The sequence below is a fragment of the Variovorax sp. P4_D9 genome (assembly GCF_056401695.1).
The window spans coordinates 24433-40772 of record NZ_JBFUIU010000008.1; the positions used below are offsets into that span (position 1 = coordinate 24433).

Genomic DNA, 16340 nt, shown 5'->3' on the forward strand with positions numbered 1-16340 from the left:
TGTGCTGATGGCCCCGCGGCCCTCGCGACGCCGGCCGCGGCGATGGTGCCATCGTAGCCGACGACCGGCGCCGGCCTCCCGATCGGCTCAGGGCGAGCGATGCAGGCGCGGCGCCGATAACGCGCCGATGCTTTGCTCGATCGTCTGGTCGACGTCGCGCCAGCGCCCGGACAGGCCGGCCTGGGCCAGCGCCGTCTTGAGGGCGCTGATGTCCTTCACGCTCGGCGCGACCTTGATCTGCGCGATGGCCGCGTCGGTGTTGCCGCCCTTGAGGAGCATAAGCACCTTGGCGGCCCATTCGCTTGTTCGTGCCATGGAGTCACCTGCATCGGATCGGGGGGGCCGACTTTACACCGGCGCGGCTGTCGTCGGCGTCGAGCGTTGTGCCAGCCTGCGACAAGTGATAGGGTCGAATGCTCGTCCTTCGACCGGACGATACCAAGGAGACATCCCATGGGAGACCAGAAACGCCCCTTGCAGCCGGGAGAGCTTGCGCCCGGCTTCTCGCTTCCCGCGGCCAACATCGAAGGCATGGTCTCCCTCGACAGCTTGCGCGGCCGCCCGTTCCTGATCGGCTTCTATCGCGGGCTGCATTGCCCGTTCTGCCGGCGCCAGGTGCTGCAGCTTGCCGGCGTACAGGCGCCCTTGCGCGAAATGGGGGTCGAGACCCTCGCCGTGATCAACACGCCGGTGGAGCACGCAAGCTTGTATTTTCGCCACCGGCCGACGCCGGTCACGCTTCTGTGCGACCCGGATTGCCTCACGCACCAGGCCTTCGGCGTGCCGTATCTCGAGTTCCAGCCCGATGGCGGCGGCGAGCGCCCCGAATGGCCCTATCACGCAAGCATGGCGCAATTCGAGGCGTCGCGAATCAATCCTGGCGGTGCGTTGCCCGAACCGATGCAGCCGATGGAAGCCAACGCCGCACTCAACGTCAAGGACGGGTTCGAGCCTGACGAAACCGACAAGGCCATCATCGCGAGCCACGGCACTCAGCTCGTCGGACACTTCCTGGTCGACGCGGCAGGCATCGTCCGCTGGGTGCAGATCGAGGCGCGCGACGGGCCGAACAGCCTTTGCAGTTTCCCGGATGCGTCGCAGATGATCGCCGCCGCTGGCGGCCTTGCAGAGGGAGCCGTCCGCGCGGAATGATATGAGGCCTTCTCGCCGGGTTCAGGCGACCGCGTTCAGCGCAGGTAAGCCTGCGCCAGCGCGACCCAGTAACTCGCGGTGCTGGGCAGGATCTCGTCGTTGAAGTCGTAGCCAGTGTTGTGCACCATGCAGCCCGGACCGCTTCCGGGCTTGCCGTCGCCGTTGCCGACGATGAAGTAGCTGCCCGGCACCGCGTTCAGCATGAACGCGAAATCGTCGCTGGCCTGCAGCGGCGCCATGTCGGGGATCAGTGCCTTCTCGCCCATCGACGCCAGCGCCACCTCTCGCGCGAAGGCGGTGGCGGCCTCGTCGTTGACGCAGGGCGGCATCTTCCACTGGTAGTCGATCGTTGCGGTGGCGCCATGCACGGCCGCCTGGCCTTGCGCCATGGCGATAATGCGGTCGCGCAGGAAGGCGCGCACCTTGGGCTTTCGCGCCCGCACCGACAGCTTGAGTTCGGCACTGGTCGGAATCACGTTGGGCGCCTTGCCGGCGCTCATCGCGCCCACCGTGACGACCGCCATGTCGTTGGGGTCGACCTCGCGCGACACCAGCGTCTGCAAGGCCAGGATCAGGTGCGCCGCGACCATGATCGGATCGACCGTGGTGTGCGGCATCGCGCCATGGCCGCCCTTGCCTTCGATGGTGATGACGGCGGTGTCCGACGAGCTGTAGATCACGCCCGGAAGAAAGCCGAACTGCCCGGCCGGGAAGCCGGGCTCGTTGTGGAAAGCATAGACCGCGTCGCAGGGGAAGCGCTCGAAGAGGCCGTCCTCGACCATCTTCTTCGCGCCCATCAGGCCTTCCTCGGCGGGCTGGAAGATCAGGTTGAGCGTGCCGTTGAAGCCCTTGGCGACTGCCAGCAGTTGCGCCGCGGCGAGCAGCGTCGCTGTGTGGCCGTCATGACCGCAGGCGTGCATGGCACCGGGCTTGCGACTGACCCATGAGAGGCCGGTGGTTTCCGTCATCGGCAGCGCGTCCATGTCGGCGCGCAGGCCCAGCCGCCGGCTGCCGTCACCGACCTTGAGCGTCGCGACCACGCCGGTCCCGCCCATGCCGCGGTGCACGGCATAGCCCCAGCGCGCCAGGCGCTCCGCCACCAGGTCACTGGTCTGGAACTCTTCATAGCCCAGTTCGGGATTGGCATGGATTTGCCGGCGCAAGCCGACCATTTCCTCGGTGGTGGCCTGGATGCCGGGGTGGATGGGAACTGAAATCATCGGGGCCGCCTTGACGCTGCAGTGAGCGTGCATTTTCCACGCCAATAATGGCGGCTGTCCGATGGCCCTGAAATTGCTTCGAAAAATGCCCGCCCCCGGGCCCCTTCTCCGACAATGACCCACAGCACCCACACCCCCCCGCGCCTCTTCCTGACCCGGCGCCAGTTGAGCCTCGGCGCCCTCGCGATCACCGGCGGCCTGGCCACATCGCGCTACGGCCACGCGGCCACCGGCAAGGGCACCGCCGTGCTCGCCATCGACGCCGATCCGCCGACGCTCAACCTCGGCACGACCACCGACTTCGCGGCCGGTGACGTCTCGGCCAAGATCCTCGAGGGCCTGGTGTGGCTCGACCCGCAGTACAACCCCAAGCCTTCGCTCGCCACCGCCTGGACCGTCTCGCCCGACGGCAAGACCTACCGTTTCACGCTGCGCAGCGGCGTCAAGTGGCATGACGGCAAGGATTTCACGAGCGCCGACGTCAAGTTCACGCTGACCGAGGTCGTGGGCAAGCTGCATCCGCGTGCGGCGCCGGTGTTCAAGGGTCTCGGCCTCGAGGTCGACACGCCCGATCCCCTGACCGCGGTGGTCCGGCTGCAGAAGCCCTACGCCCCCTTCCTCTCGCAGATGACGGTGTTCGACGCTCCGATGCTCCCGCGCCACCTCTACGAAGGCAGCAACATCGGCACCAACCCGGCCAACCAGAAGCCGGTGGGCACCGGGCCTTTCAAGTTCGGCGAGTGGAAGCGCGGGGCCAGCATCAAGCTCGTGCGCAACGACCAGTACTGGGACGGCGACAAGCCCTTTCTCGAATCGATCATCTTCCAGGTGATCCCGCAGGCGGCCAACCGCGTGCCCGCCCTGCAGGCCGGCGAGATCGACGAACTCCTCGACTTCTACACGCCCAAGCCCGAAGTGCCTAGGATCCTCGCCGACAAGAACCTCGCCCCGCGCCGTGGCGTGAACATCCCGGCGGTCTACTTCCTGATGTTCAACACGCAGTCGCCCCTGTTCTCGAAGCTGGAGGCTCGCCATGCGGCGGCCCTGGCGATCGACCGCCAGCGGCTCGTCAAGCAGGCCATGAACGGCATCGCCCGACCGGGCGCCGGTGCCTTCGGCGACGGCTTCAAGTGGCTCTTCAACGACGAGGTGAGCTACGCGAAGAAGTATCCGCTCGATCCGGCACGCGCCAAGGCGCTGTTCGAGAAGGCCGGCGTCAAGCCCGGCAGCACGACGGTGCGCATGCCCTTCGACGTCAGCCGCGCGCAGATGCGCGCGCAGTCGCAGATCATCCAGGACAACCTGCGGCAGATCGGCCTCGAAGTGAAGCTCGAGCCGCTGGAGCGCTCGGTGTACTACGACCGCGTGTTCGCCAAGCGCGACTACGACATGATGCTGGGCTCGTACTTCTCGGCCGGAGACCCGGCCATCGGCTACACGCGCATGTACAACAGCTACACGGGCACCGCGCCGAACACCAACGCGAGCGGCTATTCGAACCCGAAGGTCGACGATCTGCTGAGCCGGGCCGCCACCGCCACCGATCGCGATGTGCGCGCCAGGCTCTACAAAGAGCTGCAGGTGATCCTCAACGAAGACCTGCCGACGCTGGTGCTGTTCGACGAGGAGACTGTTGACACGGCGAGCAAGAAACTCAGCGGGGTCTTTCCCGCGCTCGATGCGCGCGACCAATGGGCCGGCGTGAAGCGCACGGACTAGCCGGCACCCGATGTCTTACTTCATCCTGCGTCGCCTGCTGCACGCGGTGCCGCTGCTGCTCGCGGTGGTGGTGCTCAACTTCCTGCTGATCGCCTTCACGCCGGGCGATCCGATCACGCTGCTGGTGGGCGATTTTCCCGCGCCGCCCGAATACCTCGACCAGATGCGCCGCGAGTTCGGGCTCGACCAGCCGGTGTGGATCCAGCTGCTGCGCTACCTCAGCAAGGTGGTCCAGGGCGACTTCGGCTATTCGTTCGCGAACCAGCAGCCGGTCGCCGCGCTGATTCTCGAACGGCTCGGCGCCACGCTGGAACTCACCCTGAGCGCGCTCGCCTTCGCGAGCGTGATGGGGATCGTGTTCGGTGTCATCGCAGCCCGCTCCGCCTCGGGCTCGGGCCGGGGACTGGCCGACTCGGCGATCCAGGGCGCTTCGTCGGCCGGCTACTCGATCCCGGATTTCTGGCTCGGCCAACTGCTTATCCTGGTGTTCGCGATCTGGCTGGGCTGGCTGCCCTCGCAAGGCAACAACCCGGTGCGCGGCACCGAGCCCGGCTTCGCAGGCACCCTGCAGCACCTGTCGTACCTGGTGCTGCCGGCCTTCGCGCTGTCGCTGCGCTACCTCACGCTGATCACGCGCATAACGCGCGCGGCGATGCTGGAGGTGATGAACGCCGACTTCATCCTCGCCTCGCGTTCGCGCGGCGCGTCCGAGTGGACGGTGGTCGTGGTGCATGCGCTGCGCAATGCCGCGGCGCCGGTGCTCACGGTCATCGGCTACAACGTGGGCTTCGTGCTGGCCGGCTCGGCGCTGATCGAGGCCGTGTTCGCATGGCCCGGTATCGGGCGGCTGCTCTATGAATCGATCTCCAAGCGGGACTATCCGGTGATGCTCGCGATCCTGCTGATGGTGTCGGTCACGGTGGTCGTCGCGAACCTGGTCACCGACATCATCCACCGACTGATCGATCCGCGGATCGAGCGCGCATGACCGATGTGACACTGACTCCGATCGTGCCCGCGGTGGTGGGCACACCCTTCCGCAAGGCCGGCTTCCGGCGGCGACTGCTCCGGCGGCCGACGACGATCCTCGCGCTGGCCTTCCTCGCGCTACTCTTCGCGCTGGCGGTGTTCGCGCCACTGGTGAGCGCGTACGACCCGCTCGGCGGCGGCGACAGCGCACTGCTCGAACCGCTCTCTCCCGGCCACTGGCTCGGCACCGACGACCTCGGCCGCGACATCTGGACGCGAGTGGTCTTCGGCACGCGCATCTCGCTCACCGTCGGCGTACTGAGCGCGCTGTGCGCGGTGGTCGTGGGCGTGATCGTCGGTGCGCTGGCGGGCTATTTCGGCGGCTGGCTCGACACCCTGCTGATGCGCATCGCCGAGTTCTTCCAGACACTGCCTCGCTTCGTCGTGGCACTGATCGTGATCGCGCTGTTCGGCACCAGCGTGTTCAAGATGATCGTGGTGATCGCCGCGCTCTCCTGGCCGCAGCTCGCGCGGGTGGTGCGCGCCTCTGTCGCGACGCTCGCGCAGTCGCAGTTCGTCGACGCCGCGCGCGTGGCCGGCATGGGCCACGGCGCGATCATCGTGCGCGAGATCCTGCCCAACGTGGCGGCACCGATCATCGTGCTGGGCTCGCTCGACATCGCGATGGCGATCCTGATCGAGGCCAGCCTGAGCTTCTTCGGACTCGGTGATCCGAACCATGTGTCGTGGGGCGCGATGCTCAACGACGCCCAGCAGTACCTGCGCAGCGCGTGGTGGATGTCGGCCTTTCCGGGACTCGCGATCGCGCTCACGGTGCTGTCGTTCAACGTCGTCGGCGATGCGCTCAACGATGCGCTCAACCCGCGAGGGCACGCAAAGTGAGCCACGGAGAACTCTTGCTGGACGTTCGCGGCCTATCGGTCGACATCCGCCAGGGCGCGACCGCGCTCCGGGTGGTGAACGCGCTCTCGCTCACGGTGCGCCGCGGCGAGGCGGTGGGCCTGGTCGGCGAATCGGGCTCGGGCAAATCGATGACGGCCTTCGCGATCATGAACCTCTTCCCCTCGCCCCTGGCGCGCGTGGCCGAGGGGCAGGTCCTGCTCGAAGGTCGCGACTTGGCGCGGCTCGCGCCCGCCGAACTGCGCGCGATGCGCGGCGCCCGCGTGGGCATGGTCTTCCAGGACCCTACGAGTTACCTCGATCCGCTGATGCCGGTCGGCCGGCAGATCGCGGAGCCGTTGCGCGCGCACGGCCGCACCGAGGGCCTGGAAGCGCGCGTGCTCGAACTGCTCGACCTGATGGAGCTGCCCAACGCCGCACGCGTGGCGCGCCAGTACCCGCACGAACTCTCGGGCGGCATGCGGCAGCGCATCCTGATCGCGGCGGCGCTCGCGATGCGGCCCGCGCTTTTGATCGCCGACGAGCCGACGACAGCCCTCGACGTCACCGTCCAGGCGGGCATCCTGAAGCTGCTGATGCGCCTGCGCAAGGAGCTCGACCTCGGCATCCTGCTGATCACCCACGACCTCGCGGTGGTGGCAGAGACCTGCCAGCGGGTCAACGTGATGTATGCAGGCCAGGTGGTCGAAGCCAACGACGTGGCGCCGCTGTTCGCCGCGCCGCGCCATCCGTACACGCAGGGCCTGCTGGCCAGCATCCTGAGTCCGCAGTCGCGCGCGAATTCGCTGTTTTCGATTCCGGGCGGCGTGCCGATCGCCGGGCACTGGCCCGCAGGCTGCCGCTTTCATCCGCGCTGCCCGATCGCCCGCGCCGGCCTCTGCAACACCATGGCGCCGGCGCTGCGGGTCCACGGATTCGGCGCCGACCGCTGCCACCTGAGCGACGAGCCGATCGCCGCCGACGCGTGGCAGCGCAGCGAGGCAACCTCACCATGAATGCTGCCACGACTCCAGCGCTGCTCGAAGCGCGCGACCTGAGCCGGTTGTTCCCCGTGCGCGCGAGCGGCGGGCTGTTCCGCGCCCGGCAGATGCAGCGCGCGGTCGATCGCGTGTCGCTGACGATCCGTGCCGGCGAAGTGCTGGCCCTGGTCGGCGAAAGCGGCAGCGGCAAGACCACGCTGGGCCGCATGCTGCTGGGACTCACGGCGCCGAGCGAAGGCACCATCCTCTACAAGGGCATGGACCTCGCAATGCGCTCGGGCGAAGCCGCACGCGCTTTTCGTCGCGAAGTGCAGGTGGTGTTCCAGGACACCGGCGGCTCGCTGAATCCGCGCCGCAGCATCGGCCAGAGCGTCGCCCTCCCGCTGGTCTACCACCGCGGCCTCGACCGGGCCGCGGCGTCGGCCGAAGTCGACGCGCTGCTCGAACAGGTCGGCCTGCCGCCCACGCATTTCCGCGACCGGCTGCCGCACGAGCTCTCGGGTGGCCAGCGGCAGCGCGTGGGCATTGCGCGCGCACTGGCATCAAACCCGGCGCTGATCGTGGCCGACGAGCCAGTCTCGGCGCTCGACGTCTCGGTGCGCGCGCAGATCCTCAAGCTGATGTTCGACCTGCAGCGGGAAAGAAAGCTCTCCTACCTCTTCATCACGCACGACCTTGGCGTGGTGCGGGCCATGGCCGATCGCGTGATGGTGATGCACCAGGGCCGCGTGGTGGAGAGCGGCGACGCCGACGCTGTGCTGAATGCGCCGCGCGATCCCTACACCCAGCGGCTGCTGGCCGCCACCCCGGTGCCCGATCCGTCGCGCCAGCTCGCACCGCATTGAACCGGAAGATGATTCCTCATTTCACGGAACCCACTACTGGCTACTGGCAGCGCATCATTGAAGCCGATGCGGTCGACCCGCCCGAGGCGCCGTGGCGATTCGGTTTCCCGGCGCGGCTGCCCGACGGACGCGTGCTGATGCTGCCGATCCGGCAGCTCGCGAGCGAGCCGGCGCACGCCGTGGCCTCGCTGCTGGTCAACCAGGCGTCGCTCGACGTCGTCGACACGCTGGGAGCCATGCTGGCGCGGCGCCTGTCCGCACAGGCCCCCGACCTGGCGATCGGCTTGCCGACGCTGGGGCTCGCGCTGGCACCGGTGGTCGCGCGCGCACTGGGGCATGCGCGCTACCTGCCGATGGGCTACTCGCGCAAGTTCTGGTATGACGAGGCGCTCTCCGCGCCGGTGCAATCGATCACCTCGCCGACGCCGGGCAAGCGCATCTACCTCGACCCCCACCTGCGTCCGCTGATCGAAGGCAAGCGCCTGGTGCTGGTCGACGATGCGATCAGCACCGGCACCACGCTGCTCGCGGCCTGGGAGCTGATCGAGTCGCTCGGCGGCGACGTGATCGCCTGCGGCGTCGCGATGCTGCAGGGCCGGCGATGGGTCGAGCGACTGGGCGCCGAACGCGCTGCGCGTGTCATCGGCGTATTCGAGAGCCCCTTGCTGAAGGCCGTGCCCGAGGGCTGGGTGCTGCGCGACTGATCAGCGCGCGGCCCGCGCAAGCGCGTCCAGCACCACGCGCCGCAGCCGGGGCTCGTCGGCCACGCTGGCCACCTGCGCGTTGGCTTCGGCGCGCTTCGGCACCCGCCATTCGACCACCGTCATGCCGCGGGTGTGCTCGCCCTTGCATTCGGCCACCACGTGCGCCGGCCTGAAGCTCAGCCCCTCGGGCGCCACCAGCGCGGCCGCGGCCGTCGGGTCGTAGAGCGCCATCGGCAACGCGCCGGCCGGGCTCGCAATGCGCACGTAGCCGAGCAGCAGGTCGGCCAGCACTTGCGCCTTGTCGGAGCCGAGCGCACGCAGCGCCTCGGCATCGCTCGCGTGCACGCGCACCTGCCGGCAGGCATCGAGGCCGACCATCCGCAGCGGCGCCCCGGCGCCGAGAACCGCGTTGATGGCTTCCGGGTCGACCGCCGCATTGAACTCCGCCGCCGCCGTGTGATTGCCCGGCCCCGCGCTGCCGCCCATCCACAGGAGCTGACCGATGCGTGCCGCGAGATCGGGGCGTGCCTGCAGAACGATCGCGATGTTGGTGAGCGGCCCCAGTGCAAGCACCGTGGCCGGTCGGGTGGCGGCCGCGAGGTAGTCGATCAGCGCAGCCGCTGCGTCGCTCGAGGCCAGCGGCCCGCGCGCGCTGGGCAGGCTGCGCCCGGCCGACACCATGGCATCCGCGCCGAGGATGTTCTGCGCCGTGACCAGTTCGCCGGCGAGCGGCCGGGCGCTGCCCGCGTGGATCGGAAAATCCCAGCCGAAGAACGCGGCCGAACGCAATGCGTTGTCGACCACCACCTCGAGCGGAGCGTTGCCCGCGACCAACGATATGCCGTCGACCCGCCACGGCGGCGTCTGCGTGACGGTCAGCACGGCGGCGAGATCGTCGAAGCCCATGTCGGTGTCGACCCAGGCGGAAGTCAGCGCGCTTTTTGAAGAATCCATGCGCGATATTGTGTCGCCAGTTTCTCCGCGGAAGGCCTCATCGCTTCGCGTGGATGGAGAGCTCTCGCGCCTCGCGTTCGGCATCCGGGTCTCGAACAGCGGTTACGCGCTCGATGCCAGCGATGTAGGCCCGCGGAAGTCCACATTGCCTGGCGCCATTCAACACGTGTTGCATGTACCAGCTGAAAGGCGCCAGCGTGGCGTCCTTGTGGGTTGCCAGGTAGGTCAGCGCCGAGACGCTGCCCGAATCCGTTTCCACGCGGATGTCGAAGGCGTCGTAGCCGTTGCCGAGGCCTTCTGCCCGGTCCAGGGCCGGGCGGTCGCTGTCAGCGATGCGGAACAACACGCCGTGGACGACATGCAGGCGCGCATCGGTGCGTTCGCAATCCGCCTTGCCGGAGCCATCCCTTCCCACCTTGTCGAAAACCAGGCGGTAGCCGGCAACGCGCGCGGTACCGACGCATTGGGCGGAGGGTGTGCGGTCAACCGCACGCAGACGCGCCGGGCTCATGTTGGAGCCGTACGCGAAGTAAAGGAAGGTGCCTTGCGCCATCGACTGGACTGCCATTGCTCAGCGATCGAACCGAATGCTGCGAAGCCGGTCGAAGTAGGTGGAGAAACGCCCCGTATCGTTGAAGCCGAATAGGTCGCATACCGCATCCGCGGTTCCGGAAATCGCTGTGCCGTCCAGCAGTTCGATCTTGAGACTGGCCTTGGCGTTGGGCGCGGTGTGGTCGTCGGCGCGCAGCACCTCGATGCTCGCGATTTTCTCGAAAGGCACGGATTGACCCGTGTCCAGGTCAATCTCATGACCCACCGAGATGCAATTGCTGAGGGAACTGGCCCGCAGCCGCGTCGTGCTGCCATCGCGAATCGACATGACGGCGACGGCATCCGACCACGGCCTTGCCGCTGGCGTCGACTGCCCTGCAGTCGCAGGCGACTTGGGCGCGGCGCTGGCCGCCACGGGTGCATCCGCCTTGGTCGACATCGAAGACTTGGCCGATGCATCGGCCTTGCCGCCCAGCAAGCCATTCTGGAACAGCACCGCCAACAGTCCACTGACGGCTGTCACGACGGCGGCCAACGCAGCCAGCACGCCGGGAAGCGTTTGCCACCAACTGGTAGGTTTTTGGGGTTCAGTCATGCCGATGACTCCCGAGCAGCAAGCTCTTGCGCGCATTCTGATCGAAACCGACCTTTGCTCAAAGGCGCGCGGCGGGGAGAGATGGAGGAAGATAGTGTCGGCGTGCCTCGCGTGACTGTGAGTTCACCGGCATTGCCGAAGGAGTTTCCATGACAGAACTTGTAGCAGGCCTGATCCTGTTCCTTGGGGTTCATTCGGTGTCCATCATCGCCCCTGCCTGGCGCGAGGCGCAAATCGCGCGCCACGGCGAGCGGGTCTGGAAGGGCGTGTACGCGCTGGTCTCGCTGGCCGGCCTGCTGTTGCTGATTCATGGCTACGGCGTGGCCCGTCAGACGCCGTGGCTGCTCTACTCGCCACCGATGCCATTGCGGCACGTCGCGCTGCTGCTGATGGTTCCGGTGTTCCCGCTCCTGTTCGCGGCCTACCTGCCGGGCCGCCTCCAAAGGATGGCCAAGCACCCGATGCTGCTTGCAGTGAAATTCTTTGCGACGGCGCACCTGTTGGCGAATGGCTCGCTGGCCGACGTGCTTCTGTTCGGCGCGTTTCTTGCCTGGGCCGTGGCGGACCGGATTTCGGTCAAGCGCCGCGCCGTTCCCCGACAAGTCCCCGGTGCGCCGCCAAGCCCTCTCAATGATGTCGTCGCGGTCGTGGGCGGGCTGATGGTCTATGCCGCGTTCGTGCTGTGGGTCCACGTCTGGATGATCGGCGTATCACCGCTCGGTCGGTGAGGCGGCATCGATTCATGCACGGGCGACCCCTTAGACTGCCATCCTGGCATCCAGCCGGATGCATGTCGCAACCCCAACCGCCTCTTGACTTGTGACCTATCTCTCGCCACCCACGATCAGCCCGCTCGAAAGCATCCTGCCCAACGAACCCTTGTTGATGATGGGTGCTGGACCCGTCCCCATCCCCCACCGCGTGGCCTATGCGAACTCCATCGTCATCAACCACCTGGGCGAGACGATGGGCAGGGTCATCGACCAGGTCAAGGCAATGGGCCGGTACGTCTTCCAGACCGCCTCCCCCCATGTGCTCGGGGTCGCAGGTCCGGGCTCCGCAGCGATGGAAATGGCAATCACCAACCTGGTGGCGCCCGGCACCAGGGTCCTGAGCGTCACGAATGGATACTTCAGCCAGAGGATGGCAGAAATGGCGCGGCGGGTGGGTGGCGCAGTCGACATCCTCGAGGTGAGCGACAACCAGAGCGCCAGTCCGAGCCTCGTGGAGGCTCGCTTGCGGACCAAGGGATATGACGTTCTCACCATTGTCCAGGGTGAAACGTCGAACACGGTCTACAACAGCGACTTGCGGGCCATCGCCGCGCTCGCCAAGGCACATGGATGTCTGGTGATCGTGGATGCCGTTTGCACGCTGAGCACGATGCCGCTGAACATGGATGAGTGGCAGATAGATGCGGTGATCACAGGAGGCCAGAAGGGCCTGTCTTCCATCCCCGGTGTCTCGCTGCTCGCATTTTCCCTGGCTGCCTGGGAAGCCATCGAGCGGCGCCAGGGCGACCTGCCGCATTGGTGCCTCGACGCCAAGCTGGCGGACAAGTTCTGGAACCAGAACTCCTACCACTACACCGCTCCGGTGTCCGGCATCCTGGCCATTCACGAGGCCCTGCGCCTGGTTTGCGAGGAAACCCTGTCCACGCGTTTTCGCCGCCACTTGGTCTGCTCCGAGGCCCTGCAAGCGGGCATCGAGGCCATGGGACTGACCCTGCTGGTCGACAAGCCCTCGCGGCTGAACTCGGTCGTTGGCATCAATGTGCCGAGTTCCGTTTCGGCCGACCGCGTTCGCTCCCACATGTCGAGCGTGCACAAGGTGGAGATCTCGGGCTCATTCGGCCTGAACATCCTGCGCATCGGCCAGATGGGCGAACAATGCCGCGAACACAACCTGTTCCGGACTCTGCATGCGCTCGGCCTCAGCCTCGAAGCGAACGGCGCCTCCTTGAACGTGCCGGTTGGAATGGCCGCGCTGGAAAGAAAGCTCTCTGAGCGCCGGCCGCCGAACGAAGCGCTTGTAAGGCCGTAGGCAGCCTGAAGACGGACCGTCGCGGGCTGCAACGGCCACCTTGGCTCTCGCCGCTGGGAGGGGAGCTGCCAGTCAAGGTCTGGTTCTGGCCCGACTGTGGTCCGGTGCCGGCAGCGCGCAACGTCACATCAACCGGTCACCAAGCTTCACGAGTCATTGCACAGAGCCAGTTTCACGGCGAGTGGATTTCGAAAACGTCGCCGTTCGTTGACGTTGCGTCCTCGTGATAGATGTCATACAGATACTGCGAGAGCTCGTCGCGGGTAACTTCGCTCGGAACGGCAAGTTCGACCTTGCCTCGCTTGCCGTCCGACCCCAGCAGATAGCTGTTCCATCTACCTTCGACTCTTTCGATGGCCATGATCCGGCCGAATACATTGAAAAGGTAGCGCATGGCTTGGCCTATTGAAATCCTGAGCCGCGTGCAGCCGCAGCGTCGCGTGCGACATGGTATTGGCATTAGATGCCAGAAAACTTCAGAACCGTCTGAGATTGGCGCAGGCAAGCATCCAGATTCGAAGGGTGTTGCCCCGGGAGGTGGCGCAGGCGTGGGTCGCGATTCTAGTCAGCGCTCTGGTTGCGATTCGAGCCACCATGGCTTTGAACTTGTTGAGCGGGGGGAGTGGGACAACTACCATGTGCGCAACCAAGAAACTGATTGAGCCACGAGCAGCGCAGAATCCAGTTCATCCAGGAGGGTGCCATGGGCAACCAGCAAACCGCAGTGTCTGTGAAGACCGAGCTTGATCGTCTGACGTCCGAGTTCTTCCGCGCTGTGTCGTTCGAATCCGGCAGCAGCCCGCCGGACTATGAGCGCATCCGGTCGCTCTTCATCGCTTCCGGCTTGCTCATCAAGAACGTGGGAGCCACGCCTGAAATCTCGACGGTTCAGGAATTCATCAAGCCAAGGGAGGCCATGGTCCGCAAGGGCGAACTGACGAGCTTCCTGGAAGAAGAGCTTTCCGAAGTGACGCAGATCTTCGGCAATATCGCCCAGCGCTTCAGCGCGTACGCGAAGTCTGGAACCATGAATGGCCGCTCCTTCACTGCGCGGGGGATGATTTCGACCCAGTTCATCCTGACGCCCACAGGGTGGAAGATGAGCGCCATGGCCTGGGACGACGAGAGGCCCGGCCTGTCGTTGGCAACTGCCTGAATTGCCGACCCGCCGGGTTCACGCAAGCGCCGGCTTCGGCGCGGCGTCTTCGTGGCTCGAGTGGATATCCGCCAGGCGCTGCTTGTCGGCCTCGTCGCTGCGGGCCGGGTGGGCAAGGAGACCGGCCACCAGACGGATGGCACTCATGCAGACCATCGCACCAGCCAGCTTTGTCGAGTTCAAGCGCTGGGGGATGGCGAAGGACGCGCCGAGCCGCCCGGTGGCCAGGCGCCGCCGCGACTTGCGACAAGCCGGTATCGTGCAATCGCTGCTCGATGAGGGCTTGCTCATTGCCTGAAGGCTCGCCGTAGTAAGCCGTCGGCGCGAACCCGCCCCGGCCCGATTCATCCTGGTTTCAAGCCTTGTCAGCCTTGCCCGCGGCGTTTGCAAACTTGCTCAGCATCGTGTCGACGAGCCAGGGCCGGCGGTTTTCGTCTTCCGCGCGTTCCTTGCGACGGATGGCATTGCGAACCACGATCGATCCGACATAGCGGATCGGCTCGGGCGGGAAGTGTCCGAGCGGGCCCTGCGTCAGCGGGCTGCGCGTCCATGCGTTGTCCTGGTCCAGCAGCATGGACGAGAGGATCTGGCCCCCCATGTAGCTCGGGCCCACACCGTTGCCCGAATACCCGAAGCCGTAGCTGATGTGCGGCGCGCCAGCGAGCCTTCCGAAGAACGGAAAGCCGGTCACCGAACGGTCCGAGGGGCCATTCCAGCTCGCCGTGATCGGTGTCTCCTGCAACGCGGGAAAGAACGAACGCAGCGCTTGCGTGAGTTCCGCCTCATAGGGCGAACGCTGATCGAAAACCGGCGCGATCCGGCCGCCGCGCGCGAAGGTATTGCCGCCCTTCCCGAGCATGATCCGCCCGTCCATGGTGCTGCGGTAGTAGTAGACGAAGGTCCGTGAATCGAGCACCGAGACCCCGTCGACCAAGCCGATCTTGCGCAGCAGCTCGGGGCATTTCTCGGTGATGACCATGTCGCTCGACACGATGGCGATGGTGCGCTCGAACTGCGCCAAGGTGCTGGCCATCCAGGCATTGATCGCCAGCACGACCTTCCCGGCCTCGATGCTGCCGCACGGCGTGCGGACGACCGCGGGATGGCCGGCGCTGAAATCCAACATGGGACTGCGTTCATAGATGCGGATGCCCATGGCGAGCGCCTCGCGACGAAGCCCGCGCACCAGCTTCCCGGGATGCACGGTGGCGGCAATGGGCGAAAAGACCCCCGCCAGGTTGCGGGCCGAGCCGGAACGACGCGCCACTTCATCACGTGGCAACGAGAAATAGCTGTGGATGCCGCAGTCCTCCAGCGCACGCATCACTGGATCCAGGACGCCGACCTGCGCCTGCGAGGTAGCGGTGTAGAGGGTTCCGTCCAGGCGCAGTTCGGCGTCGATGTCGTGCGCGCGGCAGAACTCCGCGATGTGCCCGACCGCAGCCTCGGAAGCCTTGACCAGCCGTATCGCCTCCGCCTCACCGAAGAGTCGGCGCAGCGTGAAGAACTTCGCCGACCAGGTCAAGAGGCAACCGCCGTTGCGCCCGCTCGCTCCGGCACCGCAAAGATCGCTTTCGATGATGGCGATGTCCAGCGCAGGATCCTGGCGCTTGGCCTGGATGGCTGTCCACAGGCCGGTGAATCCACCACCGACGATGCAGACATCGGCACGCTGCTCGCCCTGCAATGCCGGCGCCAACTCGCCGTCGGTGAAGAGCGCTTGCTCGATCCAGAATGGACGCATGTCTCGCCTTTACGCCGCCTGCGCGCTGCGGCGAACCGCGGCGCTGATCTTCATGTGGCGCACGAAGTGCGACAGTTCCGGAACGACGGCGTCCGGGGACTTGGCGGTGTCGTCCCAGCGTCGCACGCGCACGGCATCTTCCGCAAAGGGCAGGGCCTCGAACTGCCGAGCCTGCACGTCGTCGAAGATGCCGCCTTGCAGCACCAGGCTGCGCTTCGAGTCGGCCGACAAGGCATCGAGGTAGCCCGGGACGCGCGCGCAAAGGAAGCGCTTGGCATCGACGTGCAACCGGATCGGCTCGAGCGTCTCCGGGCCGAAGAGTGCACGCAGGAAAGGCAGGCACCGGTACTGGTGGAGGTCGTCGAGGCCCTGCTGCGTCGGCGTCTTGCCGAAGTCGTGCAGCAGGTGGCCGAGATCATGCAGCAACGCGGCGGTGATCAACGCACTCCCCGCACCGGCCTGCTCGGCCAGGTGCGCGGATTGCAATGCGTGTTCGAGCTGCGTCACGGGCTCGCCGTCGTACTGCTCGTGGCCCTTGGCCTCGAACACGCGGACGATGTCTTCGATCGTGAGGCTCATAGCTGCTACCAGGGAAGCGAGTAGGTCTTGCTGTTGGTAAAGCTCTTCATCGCTTCGAGCACGCCTTCCTTGTAGCCCAGGCCGGAGTCCTTGATGCCGCCGAAAGGCGTCAGCTCCAATCGGTAGCCCGGCACCTCGCGCACGTTCACGCTGCCGACGTTGAGTTCGCGGATGAAGCGCGTGATGTAGTCGAGGCGGTTGGTGCAC

General features: G+C 66.5%; 22 protein-coding genes. 12 read left to right on the plus strand and 10 right to left on the minus strand.

The window, feature by feature from the left end:
• Positions 1 to 87: 87 nt before the first annotated feature.
• Positions 88 to 315, minus strand: coding sequence for a hypothetical protein (locus AC1DY5_RS01905; protein ID WP_478107839.1), 228 nt, complete (start codon positions 313 to 315; stop codon positions 88 to 90).
• Positions 316 to 453: 138 nt separating this feature from the next.
• Here AC1DY5_RS01905 and AC1DY5_RS01910 point away from each other — a divergent pair, with 138 nt between their 5' ends.
• Complete coding sequence (locus AC1DY5_RS01910) at positions 454 to 1152, plus strand: redoxin domain-containing protein (RefSeq protein WP_478107841.1); 699 nt, start codon at positions 454 to 456, stop codon at positions 1150 to 1152.
• 35 nt (positions 1153 to 1187) lie between these two features.
• Here the strand turns inward: AC1DY5_RS01910 and AC1DY5_RS01915 are convergent, their stop codons facing one another.
• Positions 1188 to 2372, minus strand: coding sequence for a M20 aminoacylase family protein (locus AC1DY5_RS01915; RefSeq protein WP_478107843.1), 1185 nt, complete (start codon positions 2370 to 2372; stop codon positions 1188 to 1190).
• Positions 2373 to 2486: 114 nt separating this feature from the next.
• On the opposite strand from AC1DY5_RS01915, the gene AC1DY5_RS01920 reads away from it, so the two are divergent.
• From AC1DY5_RS01920 to AC1DY5_RS01945, 6 genes are read left to right on the plus strand one after another with little or no spacing between them, the layout of a single operon-like run.
• Positions 2487 to 4091 carry an ABC transporter substrate-binding protein gene (locus AC1DY5_RS01920; protein WP_478107845.1) on the plus strand — a complete coding sequence of 535 codons (1605 nt, stop codon included), beginning with the start codon at positions 2487 to 2489 and terminating at the stop codon, positions 4089 to 4091.
• Positions 4092 to 4101: 10 nt separating this feature from the next.
• Positions 4102 to 5079: an ABC transporter permease gene (locus tag AC1DY5_RS01925; RefSeq protein WP_478107847.1), complete on the plus strand. Its 978-nt coding sequence runs from the start codon at positions 4102 to 4104 to the stop codon at positions 5077 to 5079.
• Positions 5076 to 5963 carry an ABC transporter permease gene (locus AC1DY5_RS01930; RefSeq protein ID WP_478107849.1) on the plus strand — a complete coding sequence of 296 codons (888 nt, stop codon included), beginning with the start codon at positions 5076 to 5078 and terminating at the stop codon, positions 5961 to 5963. Before AC1DY5_RS01925 ends, AC1DY5_RS01930 begins: the two co-directional genes overlap by 4 nt.
• A 14-nt stretch (positions 5964 to 5977) precedes the next feature.
• Complete coding sequence (locus AC1DY5_RS01935; protein WP_478107851.1) at positions 5978 to 6976, plus strand: ABC transporter ATP-binding protein; 999 nt, start codon at positions 5978 to 5980, stop codon at positions 6974 to 6976.
• Positions 6973 to 7806: an ATP-binding cassette domain-containing protein gene (locus AC1DY5_RS01940; protein ID WP_478107853.1), complete on the plus strand. Its 834-nt coding sequence runs from the start codon at positions 6973 to 6975 to the stop codon at positions 7804 to 7806. The genes AC1DY5_RS01935 and AC1DY5_RS01940 overlap by 4 nt, the downstream gene beginning before the upstream one ends.
• A gap of 8 nt (positions 7807 to 7814) precedes the next feature.
• Positions 7815 to 8510 (plus strand): phosphoribosyltransferase, encoded by a 696-nt coding sequence (locus AC1DY5_RS01945; protein WP_478107855.1) that lies wholly within the window; start codon positions 7815 to 7817, stop codon positions 8508 to 8510.
• Here AC1DY5_RS01945 and AC1DY5_RS01950 read toward each other — a convergent pair whose 3' ends face one another.
• From AC1DY5_RS01950 to AC1DY5_RS01960, 3 genes are read right to left on the minus strand one after another with little or no spacing between them, the layout of a single operon-like run.
• On the minus strand, positions 8511 to 9464 hold the full coding sequence (locus AC1DY5_RS01950) for a nucleoside hydrolase (protein WP_478107858.1): 954 nt from the start codon (positions 9462 to 9464) through the stop codon (positions 8511 to 8513). It lies immediately after the preceding gene.
• Between the two features lie 37 nt (positions 9465 to 9501).
• On the minus strand, positions 9502 to 10032 hold the full coding sequence (locus tag AC1DY5_RS01955) for a gamma-glutamylcyclotransferase family protein (protein WP_478107860.1): 531 nt from the start codon (positions 10030 to 10032) through the stop codon (positions 9502 to 9504).
• A 3-nt stretch (positions 10033 to 10035) separates the two neighbouring features.
• Complete coding sequence (locus AC1DY5_RS01960) at positions 10036 to 10431, minus strand: hypothetical protein (RefSeq protein WP_478107862.1); 396 nt, start codon at positions 10429 to 10431, stop codon at positions 10036 to 10038.
• Between the two features lie 13 nt (positions 10432 to 10444).
• Here AC1DY5_RS01960 and AC1DY5_RS01965 point away from each other — a divergent pair, with 13 nt between their 5' ends.
• From AC1DY5_RS01965 to AC1DY5_RS01975, 3 genes are all read left to right on the plus strand, one after another.
• Positions 10445 to 10726, plus strand: coding sequence for a hypothetical protein (locus AC1DY5_RS01965; protein ID WP_478107864.1), 282 nt, complete (start codon positions 10445 to 10447; stop codon positions 10724 to 10726).
• 34 nt (positions 10727 to 10760) lie between these two features.
• Positions 10761 to 11339, plus strand: a complete 579-nt coding sequence (locus tag AC1DY5_RS01970; protein WP_478107866.1) for an NnrU family protein — start codon at positions 10761 to 10763, stop codon at positions 11337 to 11339.
• Positions 11340 to 11496: 157 nt separating this feature from the next.
• Positions 11497 to 12654, plus strand: coding sequence for a pyridoxal-phosphate-dependent aminotransferase family protein (locus AC1DY5_RS01975; protein WP_478107891.1), 1158 nt, complete (start codon positions 11497 to 11499; stop codon positions 12652 to 12654).
• A gap of 172 nt (positions 12655 to 12826) precedes the next feature.
• Here AC1DY5_RS01975 and AC1DY5_RS01980 read toward each other — a convergent pair whose 3' ends face one another.
• Positions 12827 to 13048, minus strand: coding sequence for a DUF7661 family protein (locus AC1DY5_RS01980; protein WP_478107867.1), 222 nt, complete (start codon positions 13046 to 13048; stop codon positions 12827 to 12829).
• A gap of 309 nt (positions 13049 to 13357) precedes the next feature.
• On the opposite strand from AC1DY5_RS01980, the gene AC1DY5_RS01985 reads away from it, so the two are divergent.
• Positions 13358 to 13810, plus strand: coding sequence for a hypothetical protein (locus AC1DY5_RS01985; RefSeq protein WP_478107871.1), 453 nt, complete (start codon positions 13358 to 13360; stop codon positions 13808 to 13810).
• A gap of 18 nt (positions 13811 to 13828) precedes the next feature.
• Here AC1DY5_RS01985 and AC1DY5_RS01990 read toward each other — a convergent pair whose 3' ends face one another.
• Positions 13829 to 13957 (minus strand): hypothetical protein, encoded by a 129-nt coding sequence (locus AC1DY5_RS01990; protein WP_478107873.1) that lies wholly within the window; start codon positions 13955 to 13957, stop codon positions 13829 to 13831.
• On the opposite strand from AC1DY5_RS01990, the gene AC1DY5_RS01995 reads away from it, so the two are divergent.
• Positions 13956 to 14108, plus strand: coding sequence for a hypothetical protein (locus AC1DY5_RS01995; protein ID WP_478107875.1), 153 nt, complete (start codon positions 13956 to 13958; stop codon positions 14106 to 14108). The two genes, AC1DY5_RS01990 and AC1DY5_RS01995, sit on opposite strands and share 2 nt — an antisense overlap.
• Before the next feature lie 57 nt (positions 14109 to 14165).
• Here AC1DY5_RS01995 and AC1DY5_RS02000 read toward each other — a convergent pair whose 3' ends face one another.
• The 3 genes from AC1DY5_RS02000 to AC1DY5_RS02010 form a co-directional block, all read right to left on the minus strand.
• The gene (locus tag AC1DY5_RS02000; RefSeq protein WP_478107876.1) at positions 14166 to 15554 is read right to left on the minus strand and encodes an FAD-dependent oxidoreductase; all 1389 of its coding nucleotides are present in this window, start codon (positions 15552 to 15554) and stop codon (positions 14166 to 14168) included.
• Between the two features lie 9 nt (positions 15555 to 15563).
• The gene (locus AC1DY5_RS02005) at positions 15564 to 16133 is read right to left on the minus strand and encodes a phosphonate degradation HD-domain oxygenase (RefSeq protein WP_478107878.1); all 570 of its coding nucleotides are present in this window, start codon (positions 16131 to 16133) and stop codon (positions 15564 to 15566) included.
• Between the two features lie 5 nt (positions 16134 to 16138).
• A partial coding sequence (locus tag AC1DY5_RS02010) for an aldehyde dehydrogenase family protein (RefSeq protein WP_478107880.1) occupies positions 16139 to 16340 on the minus strand: 202 nt, incomplete at its 5' end.

Bases quoted from the DNA above. Each gene is read 5' to 3' on its own strand.
- AC1DY5_RS01950 (WP_478107858.1), bottom strand. From the start codon at position 9,464: ATGGATTCTTCAAAAAGCGCGCTGACTTCCGCCTGGGTCGACACCGAC.
- AC1DY5_RS01990 (WP_478107873.1), bottom strand. From the start codon at position 13,957: ATGAGTGCCATCCGTCTGGTGGCCGGTCTCCTTGCCCACCCGGCCCGC.
- AC1DY5_RS01955 (WP_478107860.1), bottom strand. From the start codon at position 10,032: ATGGCAGTCCAGTCGATGGCGCAAGGCACCTTCCTTTACTTCGCGTAC.
- AC1DY5_RS01985 (WP_478107871.1), top strand. From the start codon at position 13,358: ATGGGCAACCAGCAAACCGCAGTGTCTGTGAAGACCGAGCTTGATCGT.
- AC1DY5_RS01930 (WP_478107849.1), top strand. From the start codon at position 5,076: ATGACCGATGTGACACTGACTCCGATCGTGCCCGCGGTGGTGGGCACA.
- AC1DY5_RS01915 (WP_478107843.1), bottom strand. From the start codon at position 2,372: ATGATTTCAGTTCCCATCCACCCCGGCATCCAGGCCACCACCGAGGAA.
- AC1DY5_RS01910 (WP_478107841.1), top strand. From the start codon at position 454: ATGGGAGACCAGAAACGCCCCTTGCAGCCGGGAGAGCTTGCGCCCGGC.
- AC1DY5_RS01940 (WP_478107853.1), top strand. From the start codon at position 6,973: ATGAATGCTGCCACGACTCCAGCGCTGCTCGAAGCGCGCGACCTGAGC.
- AC1DY5_RS01905 (WP_478107839.1), bottom strand. From the start codon at position 315: ATGGCACGAACAAGCGAATGGGCCGCCAAGGTGCTTATGCTCCTCAAG.
- AC1DY5_RS01925 (WP_478107847.1), top strand. From the start codon at position 4,102: ATGTCTTACTTCATCCTGCGTCGCCTGCTGCACGCGGTGCCGCTGCTG.
- AC1DY5_RS01945 (WP_478107855.1), top strand. From the start codon at position 7,815: ATGATTCCTCATTTCACGGAACCCACTACTGGCTACTGGCAGCGCATC.
- AC1DY5_RS01995 (WP_478107875.1), top strand. From the start codon at position 13,956: ATGCAGACCATCGCACCAGCCAGCTTTGTCGAGTTCAAGCGCTGGGGG.
- AC1DY5_RS01980 (WP_478107867.1), bottom strand. From the start codon at position 13,048: ATGCGCTACCTTTTCAATGTATTCGGCCGGATCATGGCCATCGAAAGA.
- AC1DY5_RS02000 (WP_478107876.1), bottom strand. From the start codon at position 15,554: ATGCGTCCATTCTGGATCGAGCAAGCGCTCTTCACCGACGGCGAGTTG.
- AC1DY5_RS02005 (WP_478107878.1), bottom strand. From the start codon at position 16,133: ATGAGCCTCACGATCGAAGACATCGTCCGCGTGTTCGAGGCCAAGGGC.
- AC1DY5_RS01970 (WP_478107866.1), top strand. From the start codon at position 10,761: ATGACAGAACTTGTAGCAGGCCTGATCCTGTTCCTTGGGGTTCATTCG.
- AC1DY5_RS01920 (WP_478107845.1), top strand. From the start codon at position 2,487: ATGACCCACAGCACCCACACCCCCCCGCGCCTCTTCCTGACCCGGCGC.
- AC1DY5_RS01975 (WP_478107891.1), top strand. From the start codon at position 11,497: ATGATGGGTGCTGGACCCGTCCCCATCCCCCACCGCGTGGCCTATGCG.